The organism is Klebsiella sp. 10-1 (genome assembly GCF_009758445.1).
GTDB lineage: Bacteria > Pseudomonadota > Gammaproteobacteria > Enterobacterales > Enterobacteriaceae > Klebsiella > Klebsiella scottii.
Genome location: NZ_WQRE01000012.1, coordinates 20,442 through 43,257, shown reverse-complemented (window position 1 = coordinate 43,257; position 22,816 = coordinate 20,442). Strand labels below are relative to the sequence as shown.

18 protein-coding genes and 4 tRNA genes are annotated in these 22,816 nt (G+C 56.6%); 4 read left to right on the top strand and 18 right to left on the bottom strand.

Annotated elements, in window-relative coordinates:
- Nucleotides 1-19: 19 nt before the first annotated feature.
- Nucleotides 20-2,572 (bottom strand): class I adenylate cyclase, encoded by a 2,553-nt coding sequence (gene cyaA / locus GO007_RS26580; RefSeq protein ID WP_095105165.1) that lies wholly within the window; start codon nt 2,570-2,572, stop codon nt 20-22.
- A 348-nt stretch (nt 2,573-2,920) separates the two neighbouring features.
- On the opposite strand from cyaA, the gene hemC reads away from it, so the two are divergent.
- From hemC to hemY, 4 genes are read left to right on the top strand one after another with little or no spacing between them, the layout of a single operon-like run.
- Entirely contained in the window at nt 2,921-3,862 is a 942-nt protein-coding gene (gene hemC / locus GO007_RS26575) for a hydroxymethylbilane synthase (protein WP_095105163.1), read from the top strand.
- Nucleotides 3,859-4,599 (top strand): uroporphyrinogen-III synthase, encoded by a 741-nt coding sequence (gene hemD / locus GO007_RS26570; protein ID WP_095105162.1) that lies wholly within the window; start codon nt 3,859-3,861, stop codon nt 4,597-4,599. Before hemC ends, hemD begins: the two co-directional genes overlap by 4 nt.
- Nucleotides 4,600-4,620: 21 nt before the next feature.
- Nucleotides 4,621-5,808, top strand: coding sequence for a uroporphyrinogen-III C-methyltransferase (gene hemX, locus GO007_RS26565; protein WP_095105161.1), 1,188 nt, complete (start codon nt 4,621-4,623; stop codon nt 5,806-5,808).
- Nucleotides 5,809-5,811: 3 nt separating this feature from the next.
- The gene (gene hemY, locus GO007_RS26560) at nt 5,812-7,008 is read left to right on the top strand and encodes a protoheme IX biogenesis protein HemY (protein WP_095105160.1); all 1,197 of its coding nucleotides are present in this window, start codon (nt 5,812-5,814) and stop codon (nt 7,006-7,008) included.
- Between the two features lie 497 nt (nt 7,009-7,505).
- Here hemY and GO007_RS26555 read toward each other — a convergent pair.
- The 17 genes from GO007_RS26555 to trxA all read right to left on the bottom strand — a co-directional run.
- Nucleotides 7,506-7,582, bottom strand: a tRNA-Pro gene (locus tag GO007_RS26555).
- Between the two features lie 42 nt (nt 7,583-7,624).
- A tRNA-Leu gene (locus GO007_RS26550) sits at nt 7,625-7,710 on the bottom strand.
- A 22-nt stretch (nt 7,711-7,732) separates the two neighbouring features.
- A tRNA-His gene (locus GO007_RS26545) sits at nt 7,733-7,808 on the bottom strand.
- A gap of 65 nt (nt 7,809-7,873) precedes the next feature.
- Nucleotides 7,874-7,950, bottom strand: a tRNA-Arg gene (locus GO007_RS26540).
- 102 nt (nt 7,951-8,052) lie between these two features.
- On the bottom strand, nt 8,053-9,438 hold the full coding sequence (gene thrP / locus GO007_RS26535) for a bifunctional threonine/serine APC transporter ThrP (protein WP_095105158.1): 1,386 nt from the start codon (nt 9,436-9,438) through the stop codon (nt 8,053-8,055).
- 338 nt (nt 9,439-9,776) lie between these two features.
- Nucleotides 9,777-10,517 carry a lipopolysaccharide N-acetylmannosaminouronosyltransferase gene (wecG, locus tag GO007_RS26530; protein ID WP_095105157.1) on the bottom strand — a complete coding sequence of 247 codons (741 nt, stop codon included), beginning with the start codon at nt 10,515-10,517 and terminating at the stop codon, nt 9,777-9,779.
- Between the two features lie 11 nt (nt 10,518-10,528).
- A complete protein-coding gene (gene wzyE, locus GO007_RS26525) occupies nt 10,529-11,875 on the bottom strand; it encodes an ECA oligosaccharide polymerase (protein WP_095105155.1) in 1,347 nt (448 codons plus the stop codon).
- Nucleotides 11,872-12,951 carry a TDP-N-acetylfucosamine:lipid II N-acetylfucosaminyltransferase gene (locus GO007_RS26520; RefSeq protein ID WP_095105154.1) on the bottom strand — a complete coding sequence of 360 codons (1,080 nt, stop codon included), beginning with the start codon at nt 12,949-12,951 and terminating at the stop codon, nt 11,872-11,874. Before GO007_RS26520 ends, wzyE begins: the two co-directional genes overlap by 4 nt.
- A complete protein-coding gene (gene wzxE / locus GO007_RS26515; RefSeq protein ID WP_095105153.1) occupies nt 12,948-14,198 on the bottom strand; it encodes a lipid III flippase WzxE in 1,251 nt (416 codons plus the stop codon). Before wzxE ends, GO007_RS26520 begins: the two co-directional genes overlap by 4 nt.
- 1 nt (nt 14,199) lies before the next feature.
- Nucleotides 14,200-15,330: a dTDP-4-amino-4,6-dideoxygalactose transaminase gene (gene rffA / locus GO007_RS26510; RefSeq protein WP_095105223.1), complete on the bottom strand. Its 1,131-nt coding sequence runs from the start codon at nt 15,328-15,330 to the stop codon at nt 14,200-14,202.
- Between the two features lie 4 nt (nt 15,331-15,334).
- Nucleotides 15,335-16,009 (bottom strand): dTDP-4-amino-4,6-dideoxy-D-galactose acyltransferase, encoded by a 675-nt coding sequence (gene rffC / locus GO007_RS26505; RefSeq protein WP_095105225.1) that lies wholly within the window; start codon nt 16,007-16,009, stop codon nt 15,335-15,337.
- 78 nt (nt 16,010-16,087) lie between these two features.
- Nucleotides 16,088-17,350 carry a UDP-N-acetyl-D-mannosamine dehydrogenase gene (gene wecC / locus GO007_RS26500; RefSeq protein ID WP_095105149.1) on the bottom strand — a complete coding sequence of 421 codons (1,263 nt, stop codon included), beginning with the start codon at nt 17,348-17,350 and terminating at the stop codon, nt 16,088-16,090.
- The gene (gene wecB / locus GO007_RS26495; RefSeq protein ID WP_095105147.1) at nt 17,347-18,477 is read right to left on the bottom strand and encodes a non-hydrolyzing UDP-N-acetylglucosamine 2-epimerase; all 1,131 of its coding nucleotides are present in this window, start codon (nt 18,475-18,477) and stop codon (nt 17,347-17,349) included. The genes wecC and wecB overlap by 4 nt, the downstream gene beginning before the upstream one ends.
- Nucleotides 18,478-18,533: 56 nt before the next feature.
- Complete coding sequence (wzzE, locus tag GO007_RS26490; RefSeq protein ID WP_095105145.1) at nt 18,534-19,580, bottom strand: ECA polysaccharide chain length modulation protein; 1,047 nt, start codon at nt 19,578-19,580, stop codon at nt 18,534-18,536.
- A 13-nt stretch (nt 19,581-19,593) separates the two neighbouring features.
- Entirely contained in the window at nt 19,594-20,697 is a 1,104-nt protein-coding gene (gene wecA / locus GO007_RS26485; protein ID WP_041143476.1) for a UDP-N-acetylglucosamine--undecaprenyl-phosphate N-acetylglucosaminephosphotransferase, read from the bottom strand.
- Between the two features lie 240 nt (nt 20,698-20,937).
- A complete protein-coding gene (gene rho / locus GO007_RS26480) occupies nt 20,938-22,197 on the bottom strand; it encodes a transcription termination factor Rho (protein WP_002883293.1) in 1,260 nt (419 codons plus the stop codon).
- A gap of 333 nt (nt 22,198-22,530) precedes the next feature.
- A partial coding sequence (gene trxA, locus GO007_RS26475; protein ID WP_095105221.1) for a thioredoxin TrxA occupies nt 22,531-22,816 on the bottom strand: 286 nt, incomplete at its 5' end.

Here is a 22,816-nt window from a genome sequence, read left to right as displayed (position 1 = left end):
CGGGGAATACTGCGCGATATCAGGAGTAGTGCTGCTGGAGCATCGGCGACACCGCGGCATCCTGATTCATCGGTGCCGTCACGGCGCCGATTGCCTGGCTACGGAAGGGAATGACCTGAGGCCGGCCGTCAACGTCAACGATCTGGTAGAACTGCGGCAGGTTGAAGTTGATAAAGCTGGAACCGTAGGTGAACCGGTCGTGCGATGACGAGTAGAAGCGGCTAACGTCGCGCACCAGCTCCTCTTTACTGCCTTCACAGTGATGGTAAACCTCGGCGCGATTGCTCTCATCGAGAATATAGATATTAAACCCGCTGTCGTTATCCGCATCTTCAAAGAAGAACTGAATAATCCCTTCGCTGGCAAAACCATCGACCACCTGCGGCAGCTTAACGTGGTTGGTTTCCACCTGAACCGACAGGCCGTGCAGCTTGTTGTGCGAGATGGCGCCATAGAATTCGATGGCATTTTCCAGCTTCTGCACCGAGACGTTAAGACGCTCGAAGAACAGGCCCCACGTCTGTCCGGACACGCGCAGCGCCTTGAAGCGGCCGGTATCCTGACGGGTGCTGGAAAGGCGTAGCTCAATGCACTCGGAGACCAGCTGCTGCACGCGGGTGCGAATAAGTCCGCGCAGATGCTGGCTATAGCAGAACACTTCAACGCTATCCGGCGGCGCGGCGTCCTGGTGCATTTTACCCAGAATGGTCTTCAGCGCTTCGATCATCGCCTGCTCGCCGTTAAAGTGCAGGGTTCGCACTTCGTTCCACGAGTTACGATACAGCAGGTCCACGCTGCCTATCAGGCACTTCTGCTCTTCGCCAAAGCTAAATACGTCCAGCTTGCGGAAGTCAAAATGCACCACCTGATTGCGGAACGCGGCGGTCGGATCGTATTCAAGGTTAACGATAATCGCCAGATGGCGGATTTCGCAGGGGCTATACAGCGCTTTCGGCGTGGGTGAAGGCAGGCGTAAAGGGAAGTGGTGGGCAACATCGGCCACCATCTCCTGCAGCTTCGCCAGGTCGACAATGCCGTTACCCTTAATAAACAGCCGGGTACGCGACGTCAGCAGGCCGTTAAACCACGCCCATGCCACCAGCTTGTTAAGATAGCGGTTATATTCCAGCGGCTGATGGCTAACGATCGATTCCATATCCGGCGCGCGATTATAGACGTACCAGCCGGTGCGGTTAGCACGGCCCGGCGGCACGTGGATAAAGGTCAGATTTGGTTCGGACAGATCCGGCGATATCTGCGGGTTAACCAGGGTTACTTTCCCCGGCAGCGCTTCAAACGCCGCATACAGCTTACGGGTCAGCACGCCAATATCCTGCGGGCTGGCGGAAACGCTCAGGTTGTTGCGACGCGCAAAACGAATCAGGTTGCGGTAGCTCTGCATCATCGCATCAAGCAGTTCGTTGTGCGCTTTACGTACTTCGTCGATCTTCCAGTTGGCCCGGTTGTCCAGCATCGCCAGACGCTTTTCATCCCAGCCCCACTCTTTCACCAGGTGGCTCACCACCTCACGACGCCAGCCTACGCAGGCGCGCTCGCGGCTCAGCTTTTCGCACACTTTGAGGTAGAAACAGCGGCGTACCAGGTCGAGACGCGTATCGTCCCCGATGGCCTGCAGGTAGATCGTGACGCGTTCCAGCATCATGCAGTAAGGATCGAGACCGAACGAAACGATCTCGCCGTCGTGCAGGCGCTGTTTAATATCTTTCGCCAGCAGGCGGTTATTTGGATATTCCCAGGAATAGGCTTCCAGCAGCAGCGTTTTCAGCACCGCCTTATAAGGCGAATCAATGCTTTTATACAGCTGCCACAGGCTGGCGCCGAAATACTCTTCCGCCGACAGCGAGCTCAGGCCGCCGAGATCCAGCCATTCGTTCGGCGTCAGCACGCCCTGCGCGTAGAGGCTCATGACATAGTCGTCATAGTGCTCTTCTTCGTCGCACGGCACCATATTCCACAGAATACGCTTACCGGCAAGGCGCACGGCGGTACGATAGAATTCGTCCAGCAGCAGGATATGCTGCGTTGAGCCGCAGTCTTCACCGCCCAGGCTACCGCTTTCGTTATGGCGGAAGCGGTTTTCATCGATCAGGAAGAAGCTGACTTCCACGCCCAGCGACGCCGCCCAGCTCTCCAGCAGGCTGCATTTACGCTGCAGCAGCTGGCGCTCATCGGTATCGAGCCAGGCCTGGTGGCATACCCATATATCAAGGTCGGAAGAGCAGCTTTGGCCGACGGATGAGGTGCTGCCCATGGAGTAAAGGCCAGTGATCGGCAGCTCGCCTTTCGGCGGCTCCTGCGTCAGCATTCCGCGGTGCAGCTCAAGCTCGTCAAGGTAGTGGCGTTGGGTTTCATCAGGCGTGTAAAGGCAAATGCCTCGGGGAACGTTACCGTCAAGGTAACCCGGCATCAACGGGTGATGATAATGTAGTAATGTCGGCAGTAGACTGTAAACCTGCTGGAAAGCGGGCCCCATAGCAGCAAGCGCGCGATCTACGCGCAGTTGGTTGATGGCATCCAGTCTCTGTTTCAGCGTCTCAATATAGAGGTACAAGACATATCGCCTGATGTTCAAAAACCCGCCGTACCATAGCCAGTACCGGGTTTCAGTATTTCAACAAAAACCGTCACCATTCGTCGTCGGTGTGGTTGTGATGAACTGCTGACGGACAAATGGTTTAAAACGTGATCAATCTAACACCTTGCTGATTGACCGTAAAGAAAGATGCGCTACATACAAGTGTAGCACCGTTTAGTGCGTGTAAATTCCTCTCTACGGTTCGGCAACCGGTATGCGCATAAAAGGCCAATAAAGAGATCGCCAAGGCCCTGACCCACAAAACTAACATCCATAAGACAACAATGTTAGGATGGTTTGTGGTCGACAATGACGGTAACAAGCATGTTAGACAAAGTTTTGAAAATTGCCACACGGCAAAGCCCACTTGCGCTATGGCAGGCGCATTATGTGAAAGAGCGCCTTGAGTCCTGCCATCCGGAGCTCAAGGTTGAACTGGTGCCAATGGTCACACGCGGCGACGTGCTCCTTGATACACCCCTCGCAAAAGTGGGTGGCAAGGGCCTGTTTGTCAAAGAGTTAGAGCTTGCCATTATGGAAGGGCGCGCCGATATCGCCGTGCATTCCATGAAGGATGTTCCCGTCGAGTTTCCCGAGGGTCTGGGACTGGTAACCATTTGTGAACGCGAAGATCCTCGCGACGCTTTTGTCTCAAATCACTATGCTTCCATTGACGCGCTGCCTCAGGGCAGCATTGTTGGCACATCAAGTTTACGCCGCCAGTGTCAGCTGGCCGCACAGCGCCCGGATCTGCAGATTCGCTCCCTGCGCGGCAACGTCGGTACCCGGCTGGGTAAACTTGATAGCGGTGAGTATGACGCAATTATTCTCGCCGCTGCGGGGCTGCTACGCCTGGGGCTCGAAGCGCGAATTCGCCAACCGTTAAGCCCTGAACAGTCGCTGCCCGCCGTCGGCCAGGGCGCAGTCGGCATTGAGTGTCGGCTTGACGACGAATGGACGCAAGCTCTGCTGGCACCGCTGAACCATGCGCCAACGGCAATACGTGTTCGCGCCGAGCGGGCAATGAATACCCGTCTTGAGGGCGGCTGTCAGGTGCCGATCGGCAGCTACGCCGAGCTTATTGACGGCGAGCTGTGGCTACGCGCGCTGGTCGGCGCGCCGGACGGTTCGCAGATGGTTCACGGCGAGCGCCGCGGACGCCCGGAAGACGCCGAGCGCCTTGGCGTCTCTCTGGCGGAAGAGCTGCTGGATAATGGCGCCCGGGAGATCCTGACCGCCGTTTATGCCGGAGACGCGCCACGATGAGTATCCTGGTCACCCGTCCGCTGCCGCAAGGCGAAGAGCTGGTCAGCCGCCTGCGCGGGCTGGGACACGTGGCCTGGAGCTTTCCGCTCATTGAATTTACGCCCGGCCGCGAGCTGCACACGCTCGGCGACCGGCTGGCGGCCCTCTCCGCGGGCGATTTATTGTTCGCCCTTTCGCAGCACGCCGTGGAGTTTGCCCACGCTCGCCTGCAGCAGCAGGCCCTGCGCTGGCCGCTGGCTCCCGGCTATTTTGCCATTGGCCGCACCACGGCGCTGGCTCTGCATAAGGTCAGCGGCCACAATATTCGCTACCCATTAGATCGGGAAATCAGCGAAGTCTTGCTACAATTACCTGAATTACAAAACATTGCTGGTAAGAAGGCCCTCCTGCTTCGCGGCAACGGCGGCCGGGAACTACTCGGCGAAACGCTCCGCGAGCGCGGCGCTGATGTCACTTTTTGTGAGTGCTATCAACGTTGTGCAAAGCATTATGATGGTGCAGAAGAAGCAATGCGCTGGCAGTCTCGCGGCGTCTCCACGCTGGTCATTACCAGCGGTGAGATGCTGCAACAGCTTTGGACGCTGATCCCGCAATGGTATCGAGAACGGTGGCTCCTCCGCTGTCGCATTTTAGTTGTCAGCGAGCGCCTGGCCCAGCAGGCACGGGAATTGGGCTGGCAGGATATCCAGGTTGCCGAAAGCGCCGACAACGATACGCTGCTACGCGCATTACAATAACTCTCAACATTGGAAGCCATAATGACGGAACAACAAAATCAATCCGCCGTGGTTGAAGAGACCAGGGAGGCCGTGGAAAAGACGCCACAGCCAGAGAAAACCGGGAAGGAAAACGGCGGGAATAAAACCAGTCTCGTTTTGAGCGCGGTCGCTATCGCTATTGCCCTCGCCGCCGGCGTGGGCCTGTACAGCGTGCACAAGCAGCAGCTATCCCGACAAAACGCGGCCAGCTCAGCGTTAGCCGCGCAAATTGCGGCCCTGCAAAAATCGCAGGAAGGCCAAAAAACCGAACTCGAAGGCATCATCAGGCAGCAGGCTGACCAGCTGACCGCGGCCAAAAGTCAGCAGGATGCGCTGGCGAAGCAGCTGGAAGAAGTGCAGCAGAAAGTGGCCGTTATCTCCGGCAGCGACGCCAAAACCTGGCTGCTGGCTCAGGCTGATTTCCTGGTGAAAGTCGCCGGACGCAAGCTGTGGAGCGATCAGGACGTCACGACCGCCGCCGCGCTGCTAAAAAGCGCCGACGCCAGCCTCGCCGACATGAACGACCCCAGCCTGATTGGCGCCCGTCGCGCCATCACCGACGATATCGCCTCGCTCTCGGCGGTAAGCCAGGTCGACTACGACGGCATCATTCTCAAAGTGAATCAGCTTGCTAATCAGATAGACAACCTGCGTCTTGCAGATAATAACGACGACGATTCCCCGATGGATTCCGACAGCGAAGAGCTATCCAGCTCAATCGGTGAGTGGCGCATTAACCTGCAGAAGAGCTGGCAGAGCTTTATGGACAGCTTTATCACCATCCGCCGCCGCGACGAAACGGCAGTGCCGCTGCTGGCGCCGAACCAGGACGTCTACCTGCGCGAGAATATTCGCTCCCGTCTGCTGGTCGCCGCGCAGGCGGTTCCGCGCCACCAGGAAGAGACGTACAAGCAGGCCCTGGAAAACGTGTCGACCTGGGTCCGCGCCTATTACGATACTGACGATGCCACAACCAAAGCCTTCCTTGAGGAAGTCGATAAGCTGAGCCAGCAGAGCATCACCATGAGCGTACCGGAAAATCTGCAGAGTCAGGCAATACTTGAGAAGCTGATGCAGACGCGAGTACGTAATCTGATGGCACAGCCCGCCGTCGCGCAGAGCGCTACCCCGGCTCCTGCCCCGACGCCAGCCGTGCCGGCACCAGCGCCTGCGCCACAAGGAGAGTAACGCATGTTGAAAATTCTCTTACTCTTCGCACTGCTGATCGCCGGGATCGTTATCGGCCCCATCATTTCCGGGCATCAGGGCTATGTGCTGATCCAAACCGATAACTACAACATTGAAACCAGCGTCACCGGCCTGGCGATCGTGCTGATCCTCACGATGGTGGTGCTGTTCGCCATTGAATGGTTGCTGCGGCGTATTTTTCGCACCAGCGCGCATACCCGCGGCTGGTTCGTAGGACGTAAACGCCGCCGCGCGCGTAAGCAAACCGAGCAGGCGCTGCTAAAACTGGCTGAAGGCGACTACCAGCAGGTTGAAAAGCTGATGGCCAAAAATGCCGATCACGCCGAGCAGCCGGTGGTTAACTATCTTCTGGCGGCGGAAGCGGCTCAGCAGCGCGGTGATGAAGCCCGCGCCAATCAGCATCTTGAGCGCGCGACAGAGCTGGCCGGAGACGATCTGATCCCGGTAGAGATTGCCCGCGTGCGCCTGCAGCTGGCGCGTAATGAAAATCATGCGGCTCGCCACGGTATTGATAAACTGCTGGAAATCACTCCCCGACATCCTGAAGTCCTGCGTCTGGCGGAACAGGCCTACACCCGCACCGGCGCGTGGCACTCGCTGCTGGATATCATCCCGTCCATGGCAAAAGCCAACGTCAACGATGAAGAGCATCGCGCCGCGCTGGAGCAGCAGGCGTGGATCGGTTTAATGGATAAGACGCTGGCCGATCGGGGCAGCGAAGGCCTGCGCGAATGGTGGAAAAACCAAAGCCGTAAAACGCGTGGCCAGGTCGCGCTGCAGGTGGCGATGGCGAATCTGCTCATTGAGAGCGATGACCACGATACCGCGCAGCAAATTATTATCGACGGCCTGAAAAAGCAGTATGACGATCGTCTGGTGATGCTTATCCCGCGCCTGAAGACCAATAATCCGGAACAGCTGGAAAAAGTGCTGCGCCAGCAGATCAAAACCGTCGGCGATCGTCCGCTGCTGTGGAGTACGCTGGGGCAATCGCTGATGCGCCATGGCGAATGGCAGGAAGCCAGCATCGCGTTCCGCGCCGCGCTGAAGCAGCGCCCGGATGCGTTTGACTACGCCTGGCTGGCCGATACGCTCGACCGCCTGCATCAGCCGGAAGAGGCAGCCGCTCTGCGCCGCGATGGCCTGCTGCTAACCCTGCAGAACAATACGCCGCAGTAGCCGTCCTTCCTGCAGCTGTCGCCTCATCAGGGGCGACAGCTCTCTTCTCGCCGCGCCCCTTCTCTGTTTATCCCCTGCCCTTTTCTTACCGGTCCCTGAAAGAAAAAAACGCCCGCACTGATAATCAGGGCGGGCGTTAAAACAGGTCTGTTTGACAACAAATTGGGTGCTTCACTCAACGTCGTGTCCATGGTGTTTGATGAGACCAGATATAGAATGGCGACATCTGTCAGTGGACGATAAGCACCGTAAACGGCTCTGCATCATTCCTGAGTTTATGAGGCACTAAGGCGAACATAAGAGATGGAATGAGCATCTACCCGGTTATTATCGCACAGGTTCTGTGGAGATGACATCTCCCCCGATGGCGAATTGAGAGTTTTCTGGACGAAAAATTTTGCCAGAGCCGGGGATGTTTTATTTTTTAAATCAGGGAGATACAAGAAGTTTTCGCGATAGCAGAAAACAAAAAACCCCGCCGAAGCGGGGTTCAAAATTGGTCGGCGAGAGAGGATTCGAACCTCCGACCCACTGGTCCCAAACCAGTTGCGCTACCAAGCTGCGCTACTCGCCGATATACTGCTTTTTGAATTTTTAGTTCAATTCTTTAAAGTCGTGGTGCGAGGGGGGGGACTCGAACCCCCACATCCTAAGGACACTAACACCTGAAGCTAGCGCGTCTACCAATTCCGCCACCTTCGCAATTCACAACTCTATCAAATAATGGGGTGGCTAATGGGATTCGAACCCACGACAACTGGAATCACAATCCAGGGCTCTACCAACTGAGCTATAGCCACCACTACAAATCTTTTCACGCGGCACTGTCTTAAACAGTCCACCGCAGCTCAAGCACCGGGTTAAATGGTGCGCCCGACAGGATTCGAACCTGAGACCTCTGCCTCCGGAGGGCAGCGCTCTATCCAGCTGAGCTACGGGCGCTTAGCGCCGTTGCGGGGTCGGATATTACGGACTTCCCCCCCCGCTGTCTAGTGCCTTTTTAAATAAAATTTCCGTTTGCTCACACTTTATTCGCTTTGCTGCTTATTCCGTCGCTTTGTCGACATTTCCATGCCGCCCGAGGCCAAAAACCTTATAAATAAGGGTCACCAGGGCAAGAAAAAGAATTCCGACAAACAGCGACATCCGGGTATCGTCGTTAAAACCCATGCCGATCAGCACGCAAACCAGAAATGCCATCGTAAAATAGTTCGCCCACGGGAAGAGCAGCGAGCGGAACGGGTGGCTGGCCATCGCCGCCCGGTGCGCGCGACGAAAACGCAGCTGGCTAATCAGGATCACAAACCACGGCACCATCCCCGGCAGCACGCTGGCGCTGTAGACGTAGACGAATACCCGCTGTGGATTAGGAATAATATAGTTCAGGCAGGAGCCGACCAGCAGAATCAGGATCGACAGCGCGACGCCTGCCGCCGGTACGCCGTTGCGGGAGACCTTGCCGACTGCCGCCGGTAGCTGACGGTTTTTGGCCAGCGCGTAGAGCATGCGCCCACAGCTATACATTCCGCTATTGCAGCCGGAAAGCGCGGCCGTCAGCACCACAAAGTTGATAATGCCCGCCGCCGCCGTGATGCCGATCTTAGCAAAGGTCAGCACGAACGGGCTGCCGCCGGAGCCAATCTGATTCCACGGGAAGATAGTCACAATGACGAAAATGGCGCCTACGTAAAAAATAAGGATACGCCACAGAACTTTGCCGACCGCGCTGCGCAGGGTCACCTGCGGATTCTTCGCTTCTCCGGCGGTAATACCGATAAGCTCAACGCCCTGGTAAGAGGCAACGACAATACATAGCGCGGTCAGGAAGCCCTTCCAGCCGCCGGCAAAGAAGCCGCCGTGTTCGGTCAGGTTGCCAAAGCCGATAGAGTGCCCACCGTTACCAAAGCCAAAGAAAATAACCCCCAGCCCGACCACAATCATCACGATGATGGTCGTGACCTTAATCATCGCAAACCAGAACTCGATCTCACCATACAGGCGTACCGCCGCCAGGTTCGCCAATGCCACCAGCCCAACGGCAATCAGGGCCGGTATCCACTGCGCCATCTCAGGGAACCAGAACTGGACGTAAACCCCGATGGCCGTAATCTCCGATATCCCTACCGCCATCCACATAAACCAGTAGGACCAGGCGGTAAGATAGCCGAAGAACGGGCTCATATAGCGGTGGGCGTAAACGGCGAACGAACCGGTTACCGGTTCAAGAAACAGCATCTCCCCCATCGAACGCATGATAAAGAAGACAAATAAGCCCGCAATAATATACGCCAGCAGGACGGACGGGCCGGCCCATTTCAGCGTACTCGCCGATCCCATAAATAAACCGACGCCAATCGTACCGCCAAGGGCGATTAGCTCAATGTGCCTGGCCTCCAGCCCGCGCTGAAGTTCCGCTTTTTTCTTAGTCATATAGCCTCTTGTGTTTGCCCTGCTCCGGGTTTTTAGCTGTTCCTCTCCGAACGGCCTCTTTATTGGCAGCACGTACCCGTCCCTCCGTCATGATTATCGATGTCGGAAAGTTAACGGATGAGCCGCCTTGATGCCCTTCTGAAGGTCCCGCGCATATACCGGTTATTTTTATAAATATGTGAAATGAAATAGCCCTGCCTGCGCGCCGGTAAAGAGTGCCGGCGCGCATTAAGCATGCGAATGGTTAATTAATTTTGCCGAAATGGCAAATAAAGTATCAGCCAGGCGAATACATTACACAGAATATGTGTGAAAACGCGCCAGTTTGCAGTGGAATATTAGAGCTGACCGGTATAATACCAACGTAAATATCGCAGCAGTCTGATCTGTCTTTTAATCCGGCTGGGCTGTGATATCAAACGATAAAACCACTCCAGCCCCATGTCCTGCCAGAACTTTGGCGCCCGGTGAACGTGGCCGGTAAATACGTCGTAGGTGCCGCCCACGCCCATATAGAGCGCCTGGGGATAGACCAGCCGGCAGTCACGCATCAGGATCTCCTGGCGCGGCGAGCCCATCGCGACGGTGACAATCCCGGCCCCGCTGTCGCGGATGCGCTCAAACAGCTCCTGACGCCGGTCGGCGGAGAAATAGCCGTCCTGGCTACCGACAATGTTAACGTTCCAGCGCTGGCGCAGCTGCGTACAGGTCTGGGCCAGCACCTCCGGCTTGCCGCCGATCAGAAAGACCGGCGTGCCCTGGGCCCCGGCGCGTTGCATCAGGGCTTCCCATAAGTCGGCCCCCGCCACGCGCGATACCTGCGCCTGAGGATATTTTTTACGTAATGAACGCACCACGCTAATGCCATCGGCATATTTAAATTCAGCCGCTTCAATCAGCGCCCGAACCTCGGGATCGTCCTCGACTGCCAGCATCTTTTCGGCATTGATCGCCACCAGCGTACCCTGACGAATTGCGCCGTCAGCGTAGAGAAAATCCAGCGCATGCTGCATATCGCGCCATCCGATGAGCTGTAAACCTCTCAGCAGATACAACGGCGCGGAAGTACTCTCAGACATGTTAATCCTTATCAGACCTGAGGTTGCGAAAGCGGTTTGGTCCGCTTATGAATCAGTCCTACGCTATCCAGGAACCAGTACAGCAATTTCGCCGCCAGCAGGCAGATACCAAAGATCACGAGGAAAAACACCACGCGGGAGCCGAAAGAATCCAGCCCTTCACGCGCCAGCACGATCATATTGAAGATAGCGCCGAAACAAAAACTATGCAGAATGGCCGCCTTATAGCGGTTGCTCTCCCGGTTGCCAAGCTCATACAGCCAGTCAAACCACTTAATAATCAGCCCGACCGCGACCGCCCCAAGCGGAATAAACCAAACTCCGCCCATCACCACCAGTGAACCAATCAGCGTGGGCGAGATAGCCAGCCCGGAGTGATTATTCAGCACTTCCCAGGTGAAGTAGTTGGCGGTATTCAGAACCATCGAAGGCCGGCCGTGCCACATCCAGTTGGGGATAAAGACGTAGAAATCCCTGATCATCGGCGCCAGCCCCTGGAACTCTATCTTACCGTAGTTCTGCAGCAGCAGCGCCAGGTTCTCCCACGGTGAGAAGGTATCGCGGGTCAGATACAGGAAGGTATAAAACGCCTCATCGCCGCTGACGTTCATCCCGTAGCGCTTCAGGGCCAGCCAGAACATACCGACAATGCCCAGCACGCCGGCCGCAGCCAGCATCCACAGGCTTATCCAGCCGCGAATAATGCCGATAAACAGGAAGATGGCGAAGGCAATAATGATGTTCGCCCGCGTGCCGCCGACGATCGCATAGGTCAGCAGGCCGAAGGCGGTGGTGCTGATAAGGAAGAAAATCCACGCCTTATAGTCCTGGCGCAGAAAATAGACCACCAGCATCGCCGGGATAAAGAAATAGAAAAAGCGCTTCAGCGCCACGCCGGACACTTCGCTGGAGAAGATCTGGCTATAGGAGTTGAGCCTGAACAGCAGGAAGCCGTTGTGGGCAAAGAAAATCCCGACGCACAGCAGCGCAACGCCCAGAAGAATAATCCATGCCAGATGGGTCTCAACGCGGTTCATGGTGAACAGCGGACGGCGCTGGCGATCGTGCGCGGACGAACGCAGCCGCGTTTTGTAGGTGACGTAATACACCGCATAAAAGCACACCGACACCAGCAGGGTTTGCAGCAGCACTTCCGGCGGCGCAACGCTGACATCAAAGCGGAATACCAGAATGCTGGTCAGCGGGAAGCCAAAGAAAAAAGTCAGCAGAAACAGCAGCGAAAAAAAGACGTTGAAGTTAAAGCGCACCCGGCGAAACTCGAAATACGTCGCGGTGGCAATAAACAGCGACGACAGCAGCCAGACCACCAGCAGTCCGCAAAATTGCATTAATGTCATGCGCTCACTCCCGAGGCAATCTGCAATGCCCGCTGCCAGCCCGTCAGGTAGTTTGGCCGGAAGAAGGCGATCTGGTTCTTATCAACGTTCGCCAGCTGACGTTGAGCCTCGCGTACCACGGCAACATCCAGGGTATCGCTGGTAAACAGTACCGGAATATTCTGCTCCGTCATATCCTGCCAGAACGGATTCTCCCGATTCAGGACGCAGGGAATACCCGCCTGAATCAGCAGGCACAGCGTGCCGATCCCCTGCTGGCGGGCAAAGAGGAAATAGCCCAGATCGCAGCGGCGCAGCAGTGCCAGGTAATCGTTGAATTCCAGCCTGTCGCTGAGTACCTGTAAACGCCCGGGGCTAAACAACGCCGCGCCCGCCGCGCGCACTTCGTTAATATATTCCGCATTGTTGGCCGGATAGCCCATCGGGACAATCACATTTACCGTATCGCCAAACTGCTGATGAATAGCGCGCAGCGCCGCAATATGTTCATTGCTGCGATCGCCTGAGTTGCCCACCAGAATAGTCAGCGCTTCGGCACGCGGAGCGCTATCCGCCAGCGTATTCAGCGCCGGATCCATCCGGGTCGGGAAATAGAGCAGCTCCCCCGCCACCTTAGGGTGGCGACGGGCAAACCAGCTCAGGTCGCCGCGGGTGGCAAAAACGCGCCCCACTCGCCCCTGCGCCATACGCCGCAGGGGATAGAATAAACGAAACTTCAGGCTGGACGAATTCTCATACAGATCGGCGCCCCAGATATGCCAGTTGAACTGGGAAGGGCGAATTCCGCCGCTGAGCAGCGCCAGCCACAGCCCGGTATTAAACTGGCCGTGGAAGAAAAAGCGCTGGTGTCGATCCGCTTTGGCCGCGGAAATAACCGCCTGTGCCAGCGATTTCTTCCCGGGATAGCAGGCAATCGACAGCGCCGGGTACGCCTCGCGGACGCCCGCTGCATCACCGACGACCATAAACGTGCGCGCCCGCTCGTCGCTACCGGCCAGCTCGTCATTAAAGAACCGCAGAACGGTCTGGTTGTGGTGCGGAATATCCGATCCCAGTACGTGTATCAGTGCTGTCATGCCCGTTTACGCCAAAGTAAAAACACGCCGCTACAAAGGGCGAAATAAACAATATACGTAGCCATATACGCCTGCGCTGCGCCAACTGCGCCGTGCGCCGGAATAAGCCAGTGTGAGAAGGCGGTCAACAGCGTGAACTGGCTGATTTCCGTCAGAATATAAAAACGCAGTGACGCTTTGGCGATCACCAGGTAGCCGTAAACATAGGCTCCGACCTTAAGAACATCGCCAACCAGCTGCCAGGCAAACAGATCGCGCATCGCCGTAAAGCGTTCGGAAAACAGCAGCCAGATGGCAAAGTCGCGCAGTAGCCAAACGGTCAGGCTTGCCGCCGCCACCGCCGGCAGGACAAATTTTAACGATTTGCCGATCTCGCGGGTAATATCCGCTTTGGCGGTTAGCCGGGAGAGCGTAGGCAGCAAATAGACGCTGAACGACGCGGTGATGAACTGCAGATAGGCGTCGGAAATACTGCTCACCCCCTGCCAGATCCCGACCGCCTCCCAGCCGTAATGTTCCGCCAGCAGGTTACGCATCATCACGTACGCGACCGGCAGCGTCACCGAGGTAATCAGCGCCATTAGGGTAAATTTAGACAGCTGCCCCGCCAGGCCGTTATCCCAGCGCGGGCGCAGCGCGCTAAGCGGGATGGTCCCCCGCCGCCACAAAACGATAGCCGCCGGAACCACCACCAGCGCCGGCACCAGCGCCAGCCCAAGCAGCGCGCCCTGATAGCCGCCGAAATGGTAACAGGCATAGTATGCCGCCACGCCGATCAGGCTGCCGGCAATCAGCGATACCGCGTTCCCCGCCGCATCGCGGAAGCCTTTTATCAGCGCCAGCAGAAAGTTAGCCCAGGCAATGCCCATCTGCACCAGCGCCACCAGCCGCACCAGCCCCTGGTACTGCGGATGACCAAACAGCCCCTGGCTGACGGGCGCCGCGGCGAGTAAAAATATCAGCGCCAGCAGCGTCGAAAAGCCCAGCACCATCGAAGAGGAGGTGCCGACCACCCGGGTAAGCTGCTGGCTATCGTCATGATGCTGCGCAACCAGCTTGGTTACGCCATTGAAAATACCGGCGCCGGCAAGGACGCCAAGCACGGTGACCAGTTGGCGAAAGTTACCGGCCTGGCCTACGCCTGCCGGCCCGAAGGAAACGGCAAGCAGCTTAACCACCAGCAGCCCGGCGCCGATTTTGACCAAGGTGGACGCCGCGGTCCACAGCGAAGCTTTTGCCAACGACATATCAGGAGAAATAGCTCAGCAGCGAGTTAATCACCGTACGCTGGTTAACCGGCGACAAATTGTAGAACAGCGGCAGGCGCAGCAGGCGCTCGCTCTCCTGCGTGGTAAAACGGTCTTCACCGCGGAACTCGCCGAAGTTCTCCCCTGCCGGGCAGCTGTGTAGCGGGATATAGTGGAATACGGCGAGAATCTCGGCCTCTTTCAGCCACGCGATCAGCCTGCTGCGGTCGTCGATATCCCGCAGCTTGATATAGAACATATGCGCGTTATGTCCGCAGTCGGCAGGGACAATCGGCAGCTCGATACGCCCGGCGCGCGCCAGCGGCAGCAGCGCGTCGTAATAGCTCTGCCACAGCGTCAGGCGCTGCTGATTAATTTTCTCCGCCGCTTCAAGCTGCGCCCACAGATAGGCGGCCTGCAGGTCGGACATCAGATAGCTGGAGCCGATATCGCGCCAGGTGTACTTATCCACCAGTCCGCGGAAAAACTGGCTGCGGTTGGTGCCTTTTTCACGAATGATTTCCGCGCGCTCGACCAGCTGGCGATCGTTGATCAGCGTCGCCCCGCCTTCGCCGCCGGCGGTATAATTTTTGGTTTCATGGAAGCTAAAGCAGCCGATGTGCCCGATGGTTCCGAGCGCACGCCCTTTGTAGGTCGACATGACGCCCTGTGCGGCATCCTCCACCACGAACAGGTTGTGCCTGCTGGCAATAGCCATGATGGTGTCCATCTCGCAGGCAACGCCGGCATAGTGAACCGGCACAATCGCCCGGGTCTTCTCAGTAATGGCAGCTTCGATCAGCGTTTCATCGATATTCATGGTATCGCGACGAATATCGGCAAAGACAATTTTCGCTCCCCGCAGCACAAAGGCGTTGGCGGTAGAGACGAAGGTATAGCTCGGCATAATGACTTCGTCGCCCGGCTGGATATCCAGCAGCAGCGCCGCCATCTCCAGCGAAGCGGTACAGGACGGCGTCAGCAGCGCTTTTACCGTGCCGAAACGCTGCTCCATCCACTGCTGGCAGCGGCGGGTAAATCCGCCATCGCCGCACAGCTTGCCGCTGCCCATCGCAGACTGCATATAATCAAGCTCGGTTCCCACCACCGGCGGCGCGTTAAATGGAATCATCATGTCACCTGTATAACCAGTACGCGGTGTTTTCCACATTCGCACCGCTGAGAATATAACGTTTAAGCGCGGCGGTATTACCCATCTGGGTCGCCACCCGCAGTGTTGAGAGCCCGCGCGATCCGGCCCAGCTTCGCGCCGCCTGCATCAGCTCAGCGCCGGCGCCGCGGCCGGCCAGCAGGCCGATCCGGGCGTCCGTAGCATTGAGCTGACGCAGGGAGACAAAAGCGCGAATATCGCCGTCGGAGGTGCGAAAAATCAGGCACTGGTTATCAAAGGTCCCCAGCACCGCATTTTCAATCCATTGAGCATAGAAACGGCCGCTGGCATCAGCGGCATACCACGGCGCGCGAAAGCGGCTCAGGGCAAACGCCTGCGCCGCCAGCTCCCGCAGTCGCGGAATGTCCGACGCGGTGGCGACTTCGCATCCGAGGTCGTCAGCCGTCCCGACCGACAGCGCCAGATCGACCTCCCCTTCCACAAGCTGGAAACCCAGCTGCTGTAAGGCGTCCAGCCGTTCGGTATCGTCCGCCGCAATCTTCGCCTGCAGACGCGACCAGCCGGTCAGCGCCTGGTTCGTCAGCGGCGGAGCATCGGCGCGAAAGCGCACGATCGCGCTGTTAACGCCAAAGAAGCGATTTTCCCACTCCAGGGGCTCAATACTGGCGCGGACGGACACGGATAAGATCCCGTAAATATTGGCCATAGCCGGAACCAGGCGTCGGGCCCAGGCTCATTCCGCTGGCCAGAAGCGTTCTCACCGCCATACCCCTTTGGTATCGACGATAAATGCCTGGGTCACGCTGTCGCCGTCGATCGCTTTGAACTCATGGTGATCGACCAGCATCACCAGCACATCGGCGTTCGCCAACGCATCATTCAGCGATGCCAGCGTACACAGACCATCGAGCTTCTTCGGCAGCTGGTGAATATTGGGTTCGACAACCAGCGTTTCACCGCTGTGCCAGGCCGCGATTTGCATGGCGATAGCCATCGCCGGGCTTTCGCGCAGATCGTCGATATTCGGCTTAAAGGCCAGGCCAAAGCAGGCAATTTTCAGCTCGCTGGCACGCCGGTTGCTGGCGGCAAGACACTCCGCCACCCGCGCCTTCACCTGCTCGATAACCCATTCGGGCTTATGGTCGTTGACCTCACGCGCGGTGCGGATCAGCCGCGCCTGCTGCGGATTCTGCGCCACGATAAACCACGGGTCGACCGCGATACAGTGGCCGCCAACGCCCGGTCCCGGCTGCAGGATATTGACGCGCGGATGGCGGTTCGCCAGGCGAATCAGCTCCCAGACGTTAATTTCCTGCTCGGCGCAGATCAGCGACAGTTCGTTGGCAAAGGCGATATTGACGTCGCGGAAGCTGTTTTCGGTCAGCTTGCACATCTCTGCGGTGCGGGAGTTGGTCACCACGCACTCGCCTTCGAGGAAAATTTTATACAGCTCGCTGGCGCGGGCGGAACAGACCGGCGACATCCCGCCAATCACCCGGTCGTTCTTAATCAGCTCGACCATCACCTGGCCCGGCAGCACGCGTTCCGGACAGTAGGCGATATTCACGTCCGCCGCTTCGCCTGCCTGCTGCGGGAAGCTCAGATCGGTGCGCAGCTCGGCCAGCCAGCCCGCCATCAGCTCCGTCGCACCGACGGGGGAGGTGGACTCAAGGATAACCAGCGCCCCCTTCTTGAGCACCGGCGCTATCGATTTTGCCGCCGACTCGACGAAGACCATATCCGGCTCGTGCAGATCCTTAAATGGAGTAGGTACGGCAATCAGATAGGCGTCCGCTTCCACCGGTACGGTCGTCGCGCTTAAATAGCCCTGCTCGACCGCGGTCTTAACAACGCTGGCCAAATCCGGTTCCACGATATGAATCTCGCCACGGTTAATGGTCTCCACGGCATGCTGATTAACATCAACGCCGACCACCCGCTTCTGCCGGGAGGCGAACGCGGCAGCGGTTGGCAAACCGATATACCCAAGGCCAATCACTGAAATGGTAGAAAAACTCATAGCGTTACCTGATTATTTTTAAGTGCGGTCAAAATACGGCTACATGCCTGCCCATCGCCGTAAGGGTTATGCGCCCGGCTCATCGCCTGGTATGCGGCATCATTGTGCAGCAGATGCGTGACTTCCGCGACGATGCGCTGGCTATCGGTACCGACCAGAGTGACGGTGCCTGCGGCCACCGCCTCCGGCCGTTCCGTCATCTCACGCATCACCAGAACCGGTTTGCCCAGCGAAGGGGCTTCTTCCTGAATACCGCCGGAGTCGGTGAGGATCAGCCATGCGCGATCCATCAGCCAGACAAACGGCAGGTAATCCTGCGGTTCGATCAAAATCACGTTATCAACATGACCAAGAATGCGGTTTACCGGCTCGCTGACGTTTGGGTTCAGGTGCACCGGATAGACAATTTGTACATCGGGATTGCTGGCCGCAATTTCCGCCAGCGCGTGGCAGATTTGCTCAAACCCGCGGCCGAAGCTTTCGCGACGGTGGCCGGTAACCAGGATCATCTTCTTTCCGTTAGCAAGGAACGGATAGCGCTGCGTCAGCTCGATGCGCAGCGCCTCATCACCCAACACGCGATCGCGAACCCAGAACAGCGCATCAATAACCGTATTACCGGTTACCGTGATATGGCTATCGGCAATATTCTCCCGCAGCAGGTTCTGCCGCGAGGTCTCCGTCGGCGCAAAATGATACGTTGCCAGACGCCCGGTTAACGTCCGGTTACCCTCTTCCGGCCACGGCGAGCTGAGATCGCCGGTGCGCAGCCCCGCCTCAACGTGCCCCACCGGGATGCGCTGATAGAAAGCGGCCAGGCTTGCAGCCATCGTCGTGGTGGTATCGCCATGCACCAGCACGACGTCAGGCTTAAACGACTCCAGAACCGGCTTCAGCCCTTCAAGGATGCGGCAGGTAATCTCCGTCAGGCCCTGGCCCGGCTGCATGATATTCAGGTCGTAATCCGGAACAATAGCAAACAGCTTCAGCACCTGATCGAGCATCTCCCGATGCTGCGCGGTTACGCACACTTTCGCCTCAAAATGAGGGTCCCTGGCCAGCGCGTGAACCAGCGGTGCCATTTTGATGGCTTCGGGTCTTGTGCCAAATACAGTTAGTACTTTCACATCGATTCTCTTCGATTAGGTGATGAAGTCCGCATGACCGTCATCACAGGCCGCATTCACTGGATACGACGCCGCGATAACGCAACGCCTGCGCCGATGAGCGCGCCCACAATCCCCCACATCACCATCAGAAATACGCGCCGCGGGCTATCGCGTTTTACAGGTTCTTCCGGCGTACGCAAATATCGGTAAGTCTGAAAACGCGGATCTAATGTCGGCCCAACGTTCAGGGTATTCAGCATCGCGCGGCTCTGGTCATAGTCAAGATCGTATTCCGGACCTACCGCCTGCAGATTTTCTAAGCGCGCCTGCAGCATCGGCCTGCCGAGTAAAAACAGCTCGGAATCCGGCAGCTGATCGGCCGGAATATCGGTCTCACTGCGGGAAATATTATGCTGCTGGGCGATTTTCAGCGCCTCTTCCACGCTGTGCGTACGACGGTTGAAAATCTGACGGGCAACCTCTTCCTGACGCTTAACCTGCGCTTTCATCTGCACGGTACGTGCCGCCCAGGCCCCCTTGAGCTCGTCATTCAGATGACCCGCCGCGCGCTGGCTGGCAAACGCCACGTACTGGCGCAGCAGATTATTGGCATCCGGCGCGGTCTCGGCCGTCAGCTTCACGCTATCGTTGATATTTTTTACCGCATCGCCCGGCATAAACTGAATATTGTTAATCAGGTCGTCCAGCAGCGCGGCATCGGCGCGAGAATTACCCGACTGGCGCTGTTTGTAATAGTCGGTTTGCAGCCAGAAATCACGGCGGGTGTCCCAGGACCCCTGCTGCATGATGAACTCTTTATAGGCGTCGTCCATTGCCGAAGGCTGATCGACCGGCGCAAGATTGGCTTTGATATCCAGATTGCGTAAAAACTGCTGTTGAGAGTAGTAGCTGCCTAGCATATTGACGGTTGGCCGGTCGGTAATTGCCGTCGCGCTCCACTCCTGGCGAGCAAAAAAGGCATAAACCAGTACGATCAGCGCAAACAGCACGGCCATCCCTGCTATCCAAATTTTTCCTGCCCATAAGGCGCGAAACAGCCCGCGAATATCCAGCTCATTCTCAACGTTCACTGCTTGTGCTCCCGGTAATGGTTGAGTCATCACGTCCCCAGTTCTACTTGGTTAATTTTGGATTATTGCTGCTGTGTCGCCGTATTCTGCGTCTGATGCGCTTAACCAGGCGCGCCACTTTCCAGGCGCGTTTAATGCAGTAGCCGTAAAGGAAGAAGGCTAACAAAAAGAGTATTAACATCACCCATTCAGGAACGATACGGGTATATTCCGCCACCACCCCTACCAGCGCCAGTAAAGCGGCCGCCAGCGTGATCAGAACGAATGCCTGCCGGGAAGTAAACCCAGCGCGCATGATCAAATGATGAATGTGCTGGCGATCCGGAGAGAACGGACTCATGCCTTTGCGCAGGCGACGATACATAATCGCCACCATATCCATCAACGGAATTGCAATAATCCACAGCGCGGTAACCGGGCTGATGGGATGCGTTTTACCCTGCGTTGTTTCCAGCAGGATCCAGATAATGGTGAAGCCAATCATGGTGCTGCCGGCATCGCCCATAAAAACCTTATAGCGACGGCCAAGCGCACCGAGGTTAAGTAAAATATAGGGCAGAATGGCGGCAATCATCGCAAAACACCACATTGCCAGGCTGTACTGGCCATCAAACCACAGGATGATGCCCGTTGCCGCAAAGGAGACCGAAGACAGACCGCCGAGCAAGCCGTCGATGCCATCAACCATATTAAAGGCGTTAATCGCGGCCCAAACGGCGAAAAGAGTGAGGAAGAAACCGAAGGGGCCGAGCACCAGCTCCCACGAGCCAAAAATAAAACCCAGGCTGCTAAGATGCAGGTTTCCTGCCATCATCATGACGACGGCAATGGCGGCCTGCATAACCGCACGAATTTTTACGCTGATATCAAATCGGTCATCCAGCGCGCCGACCAGTACCAGAATACCGGCGCACGCCAGGTACAGCGAGGCATGGGGGATGTAATAATCTGCGATCGCAAATGTAAAACAAATACCCGCGTAAACTGAGATCCCACCCACTAACGGAACCAGACCCTGATGCCGTTTTCGATAGTTAGGCTTATCGACTAACCCAACCTTTTTTGCCGCCTTGCGAGCCACAAATATAAAAAGGGTAGTGAATAAGAAAATACTGATTAATTCAGTAATAGCAGTGAGTAAATTCACAACGCATGTGCTCTCAGCATGGTTAATCCGGGAAGTATAACGACGATGTCTCAACTCCTGAAGGGGTAATGCAGATCATTACAAATTTATTGTATAGATTTTAGTCTGTTAAAGTTATCTCTGCCAGGAGAAGCTAGCCCATCATACGATAATACCCGCTCCGATTTCCCTTTCTGGATCATACAAATCCCAAAAACAAAACGCCACGCGGTTGCGTGGCGTTTTTCAGCTTTTTTTAACTTACGAACGCTTCATCATATCGAAGAAATCATCGTTAGTTTTGGTCATAGCCAGCTTGTTGATGAGGAACTCCATCGCGTCGATTTCACCCATCGGATGGATGATTTTGCGCAGGATCCACATCTTCTGCAGCTCTTCCTGAGTGGTGAGCAGCTCTTCTTTACGCGTACCGGAACGGTTGTAATCGATAGCCGGGAAGACGCGTTTTTCTGCAATCTTACGCGAGAGGTGCAGCTCCATGTTACCGGTGCCTTTAAACTCTTCGTAGATAACTTCGTCCATCTTGGAGCCGGTGTCGATCAGCGCCGTAGCGATGATAGTCAGGCTACCGCCCTCTTCGACGTTACGCGCGGCACCGAAGAAACGCTTCGGACGGTGCAGGGCGTTGGCGTCCACACCACCGGTCAGAACTTTACCGGAAGCCGGTACGACGGTGTTGTAGGCGCGAGCCAGACGGGTGATGGAGTCGAGCAGAATGATAACGTCTTTCTTATGCTCAACCAGGCGCTTGGCCTTCTCGATAACCATCTCGGCAACCTGAACGTGGCGGGATGCGGGTTCGTCAAAGGTAGAAGCAACAACTTCACCTTTAACCAGACGCTGCATCTCGGTCACTTCTTCCGGACGTTCGTCGATCAGCAGGACCATCAGCACGCAGTCAGGATGGTTGTAAGCGATGCTCTGCGCAATATTCTGCAGCAGCATCGTTTTACCGGCTTTCGGCGGAGCAACAATCAGACCACGCTGACCGCGACCGATCGGCGAAGCCAGATCCAGGACGCGAGCGGTTAAGTCTTCAGTCGAGCCGTTACCACGTTCCATACGCAGACGTGAGTTTGCGTGCAGCGGCGTTAAGTTCTCGAACAGGATCTTATTGCGCGCGTTTTCCGGCTTGTCGTAGTTAACTTCGTTGACTTTCAACAGCGCAAAGTAACGCTCACCCTCTTTCGGAGGACGAATCTTACCGGAAATGGTGTCACCAGTGCGAAGGTTGAAACGGCGGATTTGGCTAGGGGATACGTAGATATCGTCGGGACCGGCGAGGTAGGAGCTGTCTGCGGAGCGGAGGAAACCAAATCCATCCTGCAGTATCTCCAGTACGCCATCGCCAAAGATATCTTCGCCACTCTTCGAATGCTGCTTGAGGATGGCAAAAATAATATCCTGCTTACGCATACGGGCCAGGTTTTCCAGCCCCATATTTTCGCCGAGAGTAATCAGCTCAGAAACCGGCGTATTCTTTAATTCGGTAAGATTCATAATGGTGTGGGTTCTTAAACTCGGGGTAGAACTCGAACTTCATGTTGTGAATGGTATGGCAGGAACATCCATGCCTGTTAGCGGCCTACATCTCGTGTCTGTACGTTGCCTGGTCACAGGAAAGAACGCAGAGCTGAAACGACAAAACGGAATGAGTGATAAGCCCGGAATTTTTAGCTTCACGCGCATTTCTGCGGGATGCTTCGGGTAAAGCAAGATTCAAACAATAAAGGTATGTTTAAAACGAAGTCTGAAGTTAACTTAGCACGACTCAAGCCGGGCGTCCAGAGTTCCGCAAAAAATAGGAATCCGGACGCCGGAATGGCAAACTGATTACGCCAGGTTGGCGTCGAGGAAGTCTTTCAGCTGGCCTTTAGACAGTGCGCCAACTTTGGTTGCCGCCACTTCGCCGTTCTTAAACAGCAGCAGAGTCGGGATGCCGCGAATGCCGTATTTCGGCGCCGTACCCGGGTTCTGATCGATGTTCAGTTTCGCTACGGTCAGCTTGCCCTGATACTCGCCAGCGATCTCATCCAGAATCGGGGCGATCATTTTGCACGGACCGCACCACTCTGCCCAGAAATCGACGAGGATTAGCCCGTCAGCCTTGAGTACGTCC

Excerpts from the sequence above, each read along its gene's own strand:
- hemC (WP_095105163.1), top strand. The coding sequence starts at position 2,921 with ATGTTAGACAAAGTTTTGAAAATTGCCACACGGCAAAGCCCACTTGCG.
- hemD (WP_095105162.1), top strand. The coding sequence starts at position 3,859 with ATGAGTATCCTGGTCACCCGTCCGCTGCCGCAAGGCGAAGAGCTGGTC.
- hemX (WP_095105161.1), top strand. The coding sequence starts at position 4,621 with ATGACGGAACAACAAAATCAATCCGCCGTGGTTGAAGAGACCAGGGAG.
- hemY (WP_095105160.1), top strand. The coding sequence starts at position 5,812 with ATGTTGAAAATTCTCTTACTCTTCGCACTGCTGATCGCCGGGATCGTT.
- thrP (WP_095105158.1), bottom strand. The coding sequence starts at position 9,438 with ATGACTAAGAAAAAAGCGGAACTTCAGCGCGGGCTGGAGGCCAGGCAC.
- wecG (WP_095105157.1), bottom strand. The coding sequence starts at position 10,517 with ATGTCTGAGAGTACTTCCGCGCCGTTGTATCTGCTGAGAGGTTTACAG.
- wzyE (WP_095105155.1), bottom strand. The coding sequence starts at position 11,875 with ATGACATTAATGCAATTTTGCGGACTGCTGGTGGTCTGGCTGCTGTCG.
- GO007_RS26520 (WP_095105154.1), bottom strand. The coding sequence starts at position 12,951 with ATGACAGCACTGATACACGTACTGGGATCGGATATTCCGCACCACAAC.
- wzxE (WP_095105153.1), bottom strand. The coding sequence starts at position 14,198 with ATGTCGTTGGCAAAAGCTTCGCTGTGGACCGCGGCGTCCACCTTGGTC.
- rffA (WP_095105223.1), bottom strand. The coding sequence starts at position 15,330 with ATGATTCCATTTAACGCGCCGCCGGTGGTGGGAACCGAGCTTGATTAT.
- wecC (WP_095105149.1), bottom strand. The coding sequence starts at position 17,350 with ATGAGTTTTTCTACCATTTCAGTGATTGGCCTTGGGTATATCGGTTTG.
- wzzE (WP_095105145.1), bottom strand. The coding sequence starts at position 19,580 with ATGACTCAACCATTACCGGGAGCACAAGCAGTGAACGTTGAGAATGAG.
- rho (WP_002883293.1), bottom strand. The coding sequence starts at position 22,197 with ATGAATCTTACCGAATTAAAGAATACGCCGGTTTCTGAGCTGATTACT.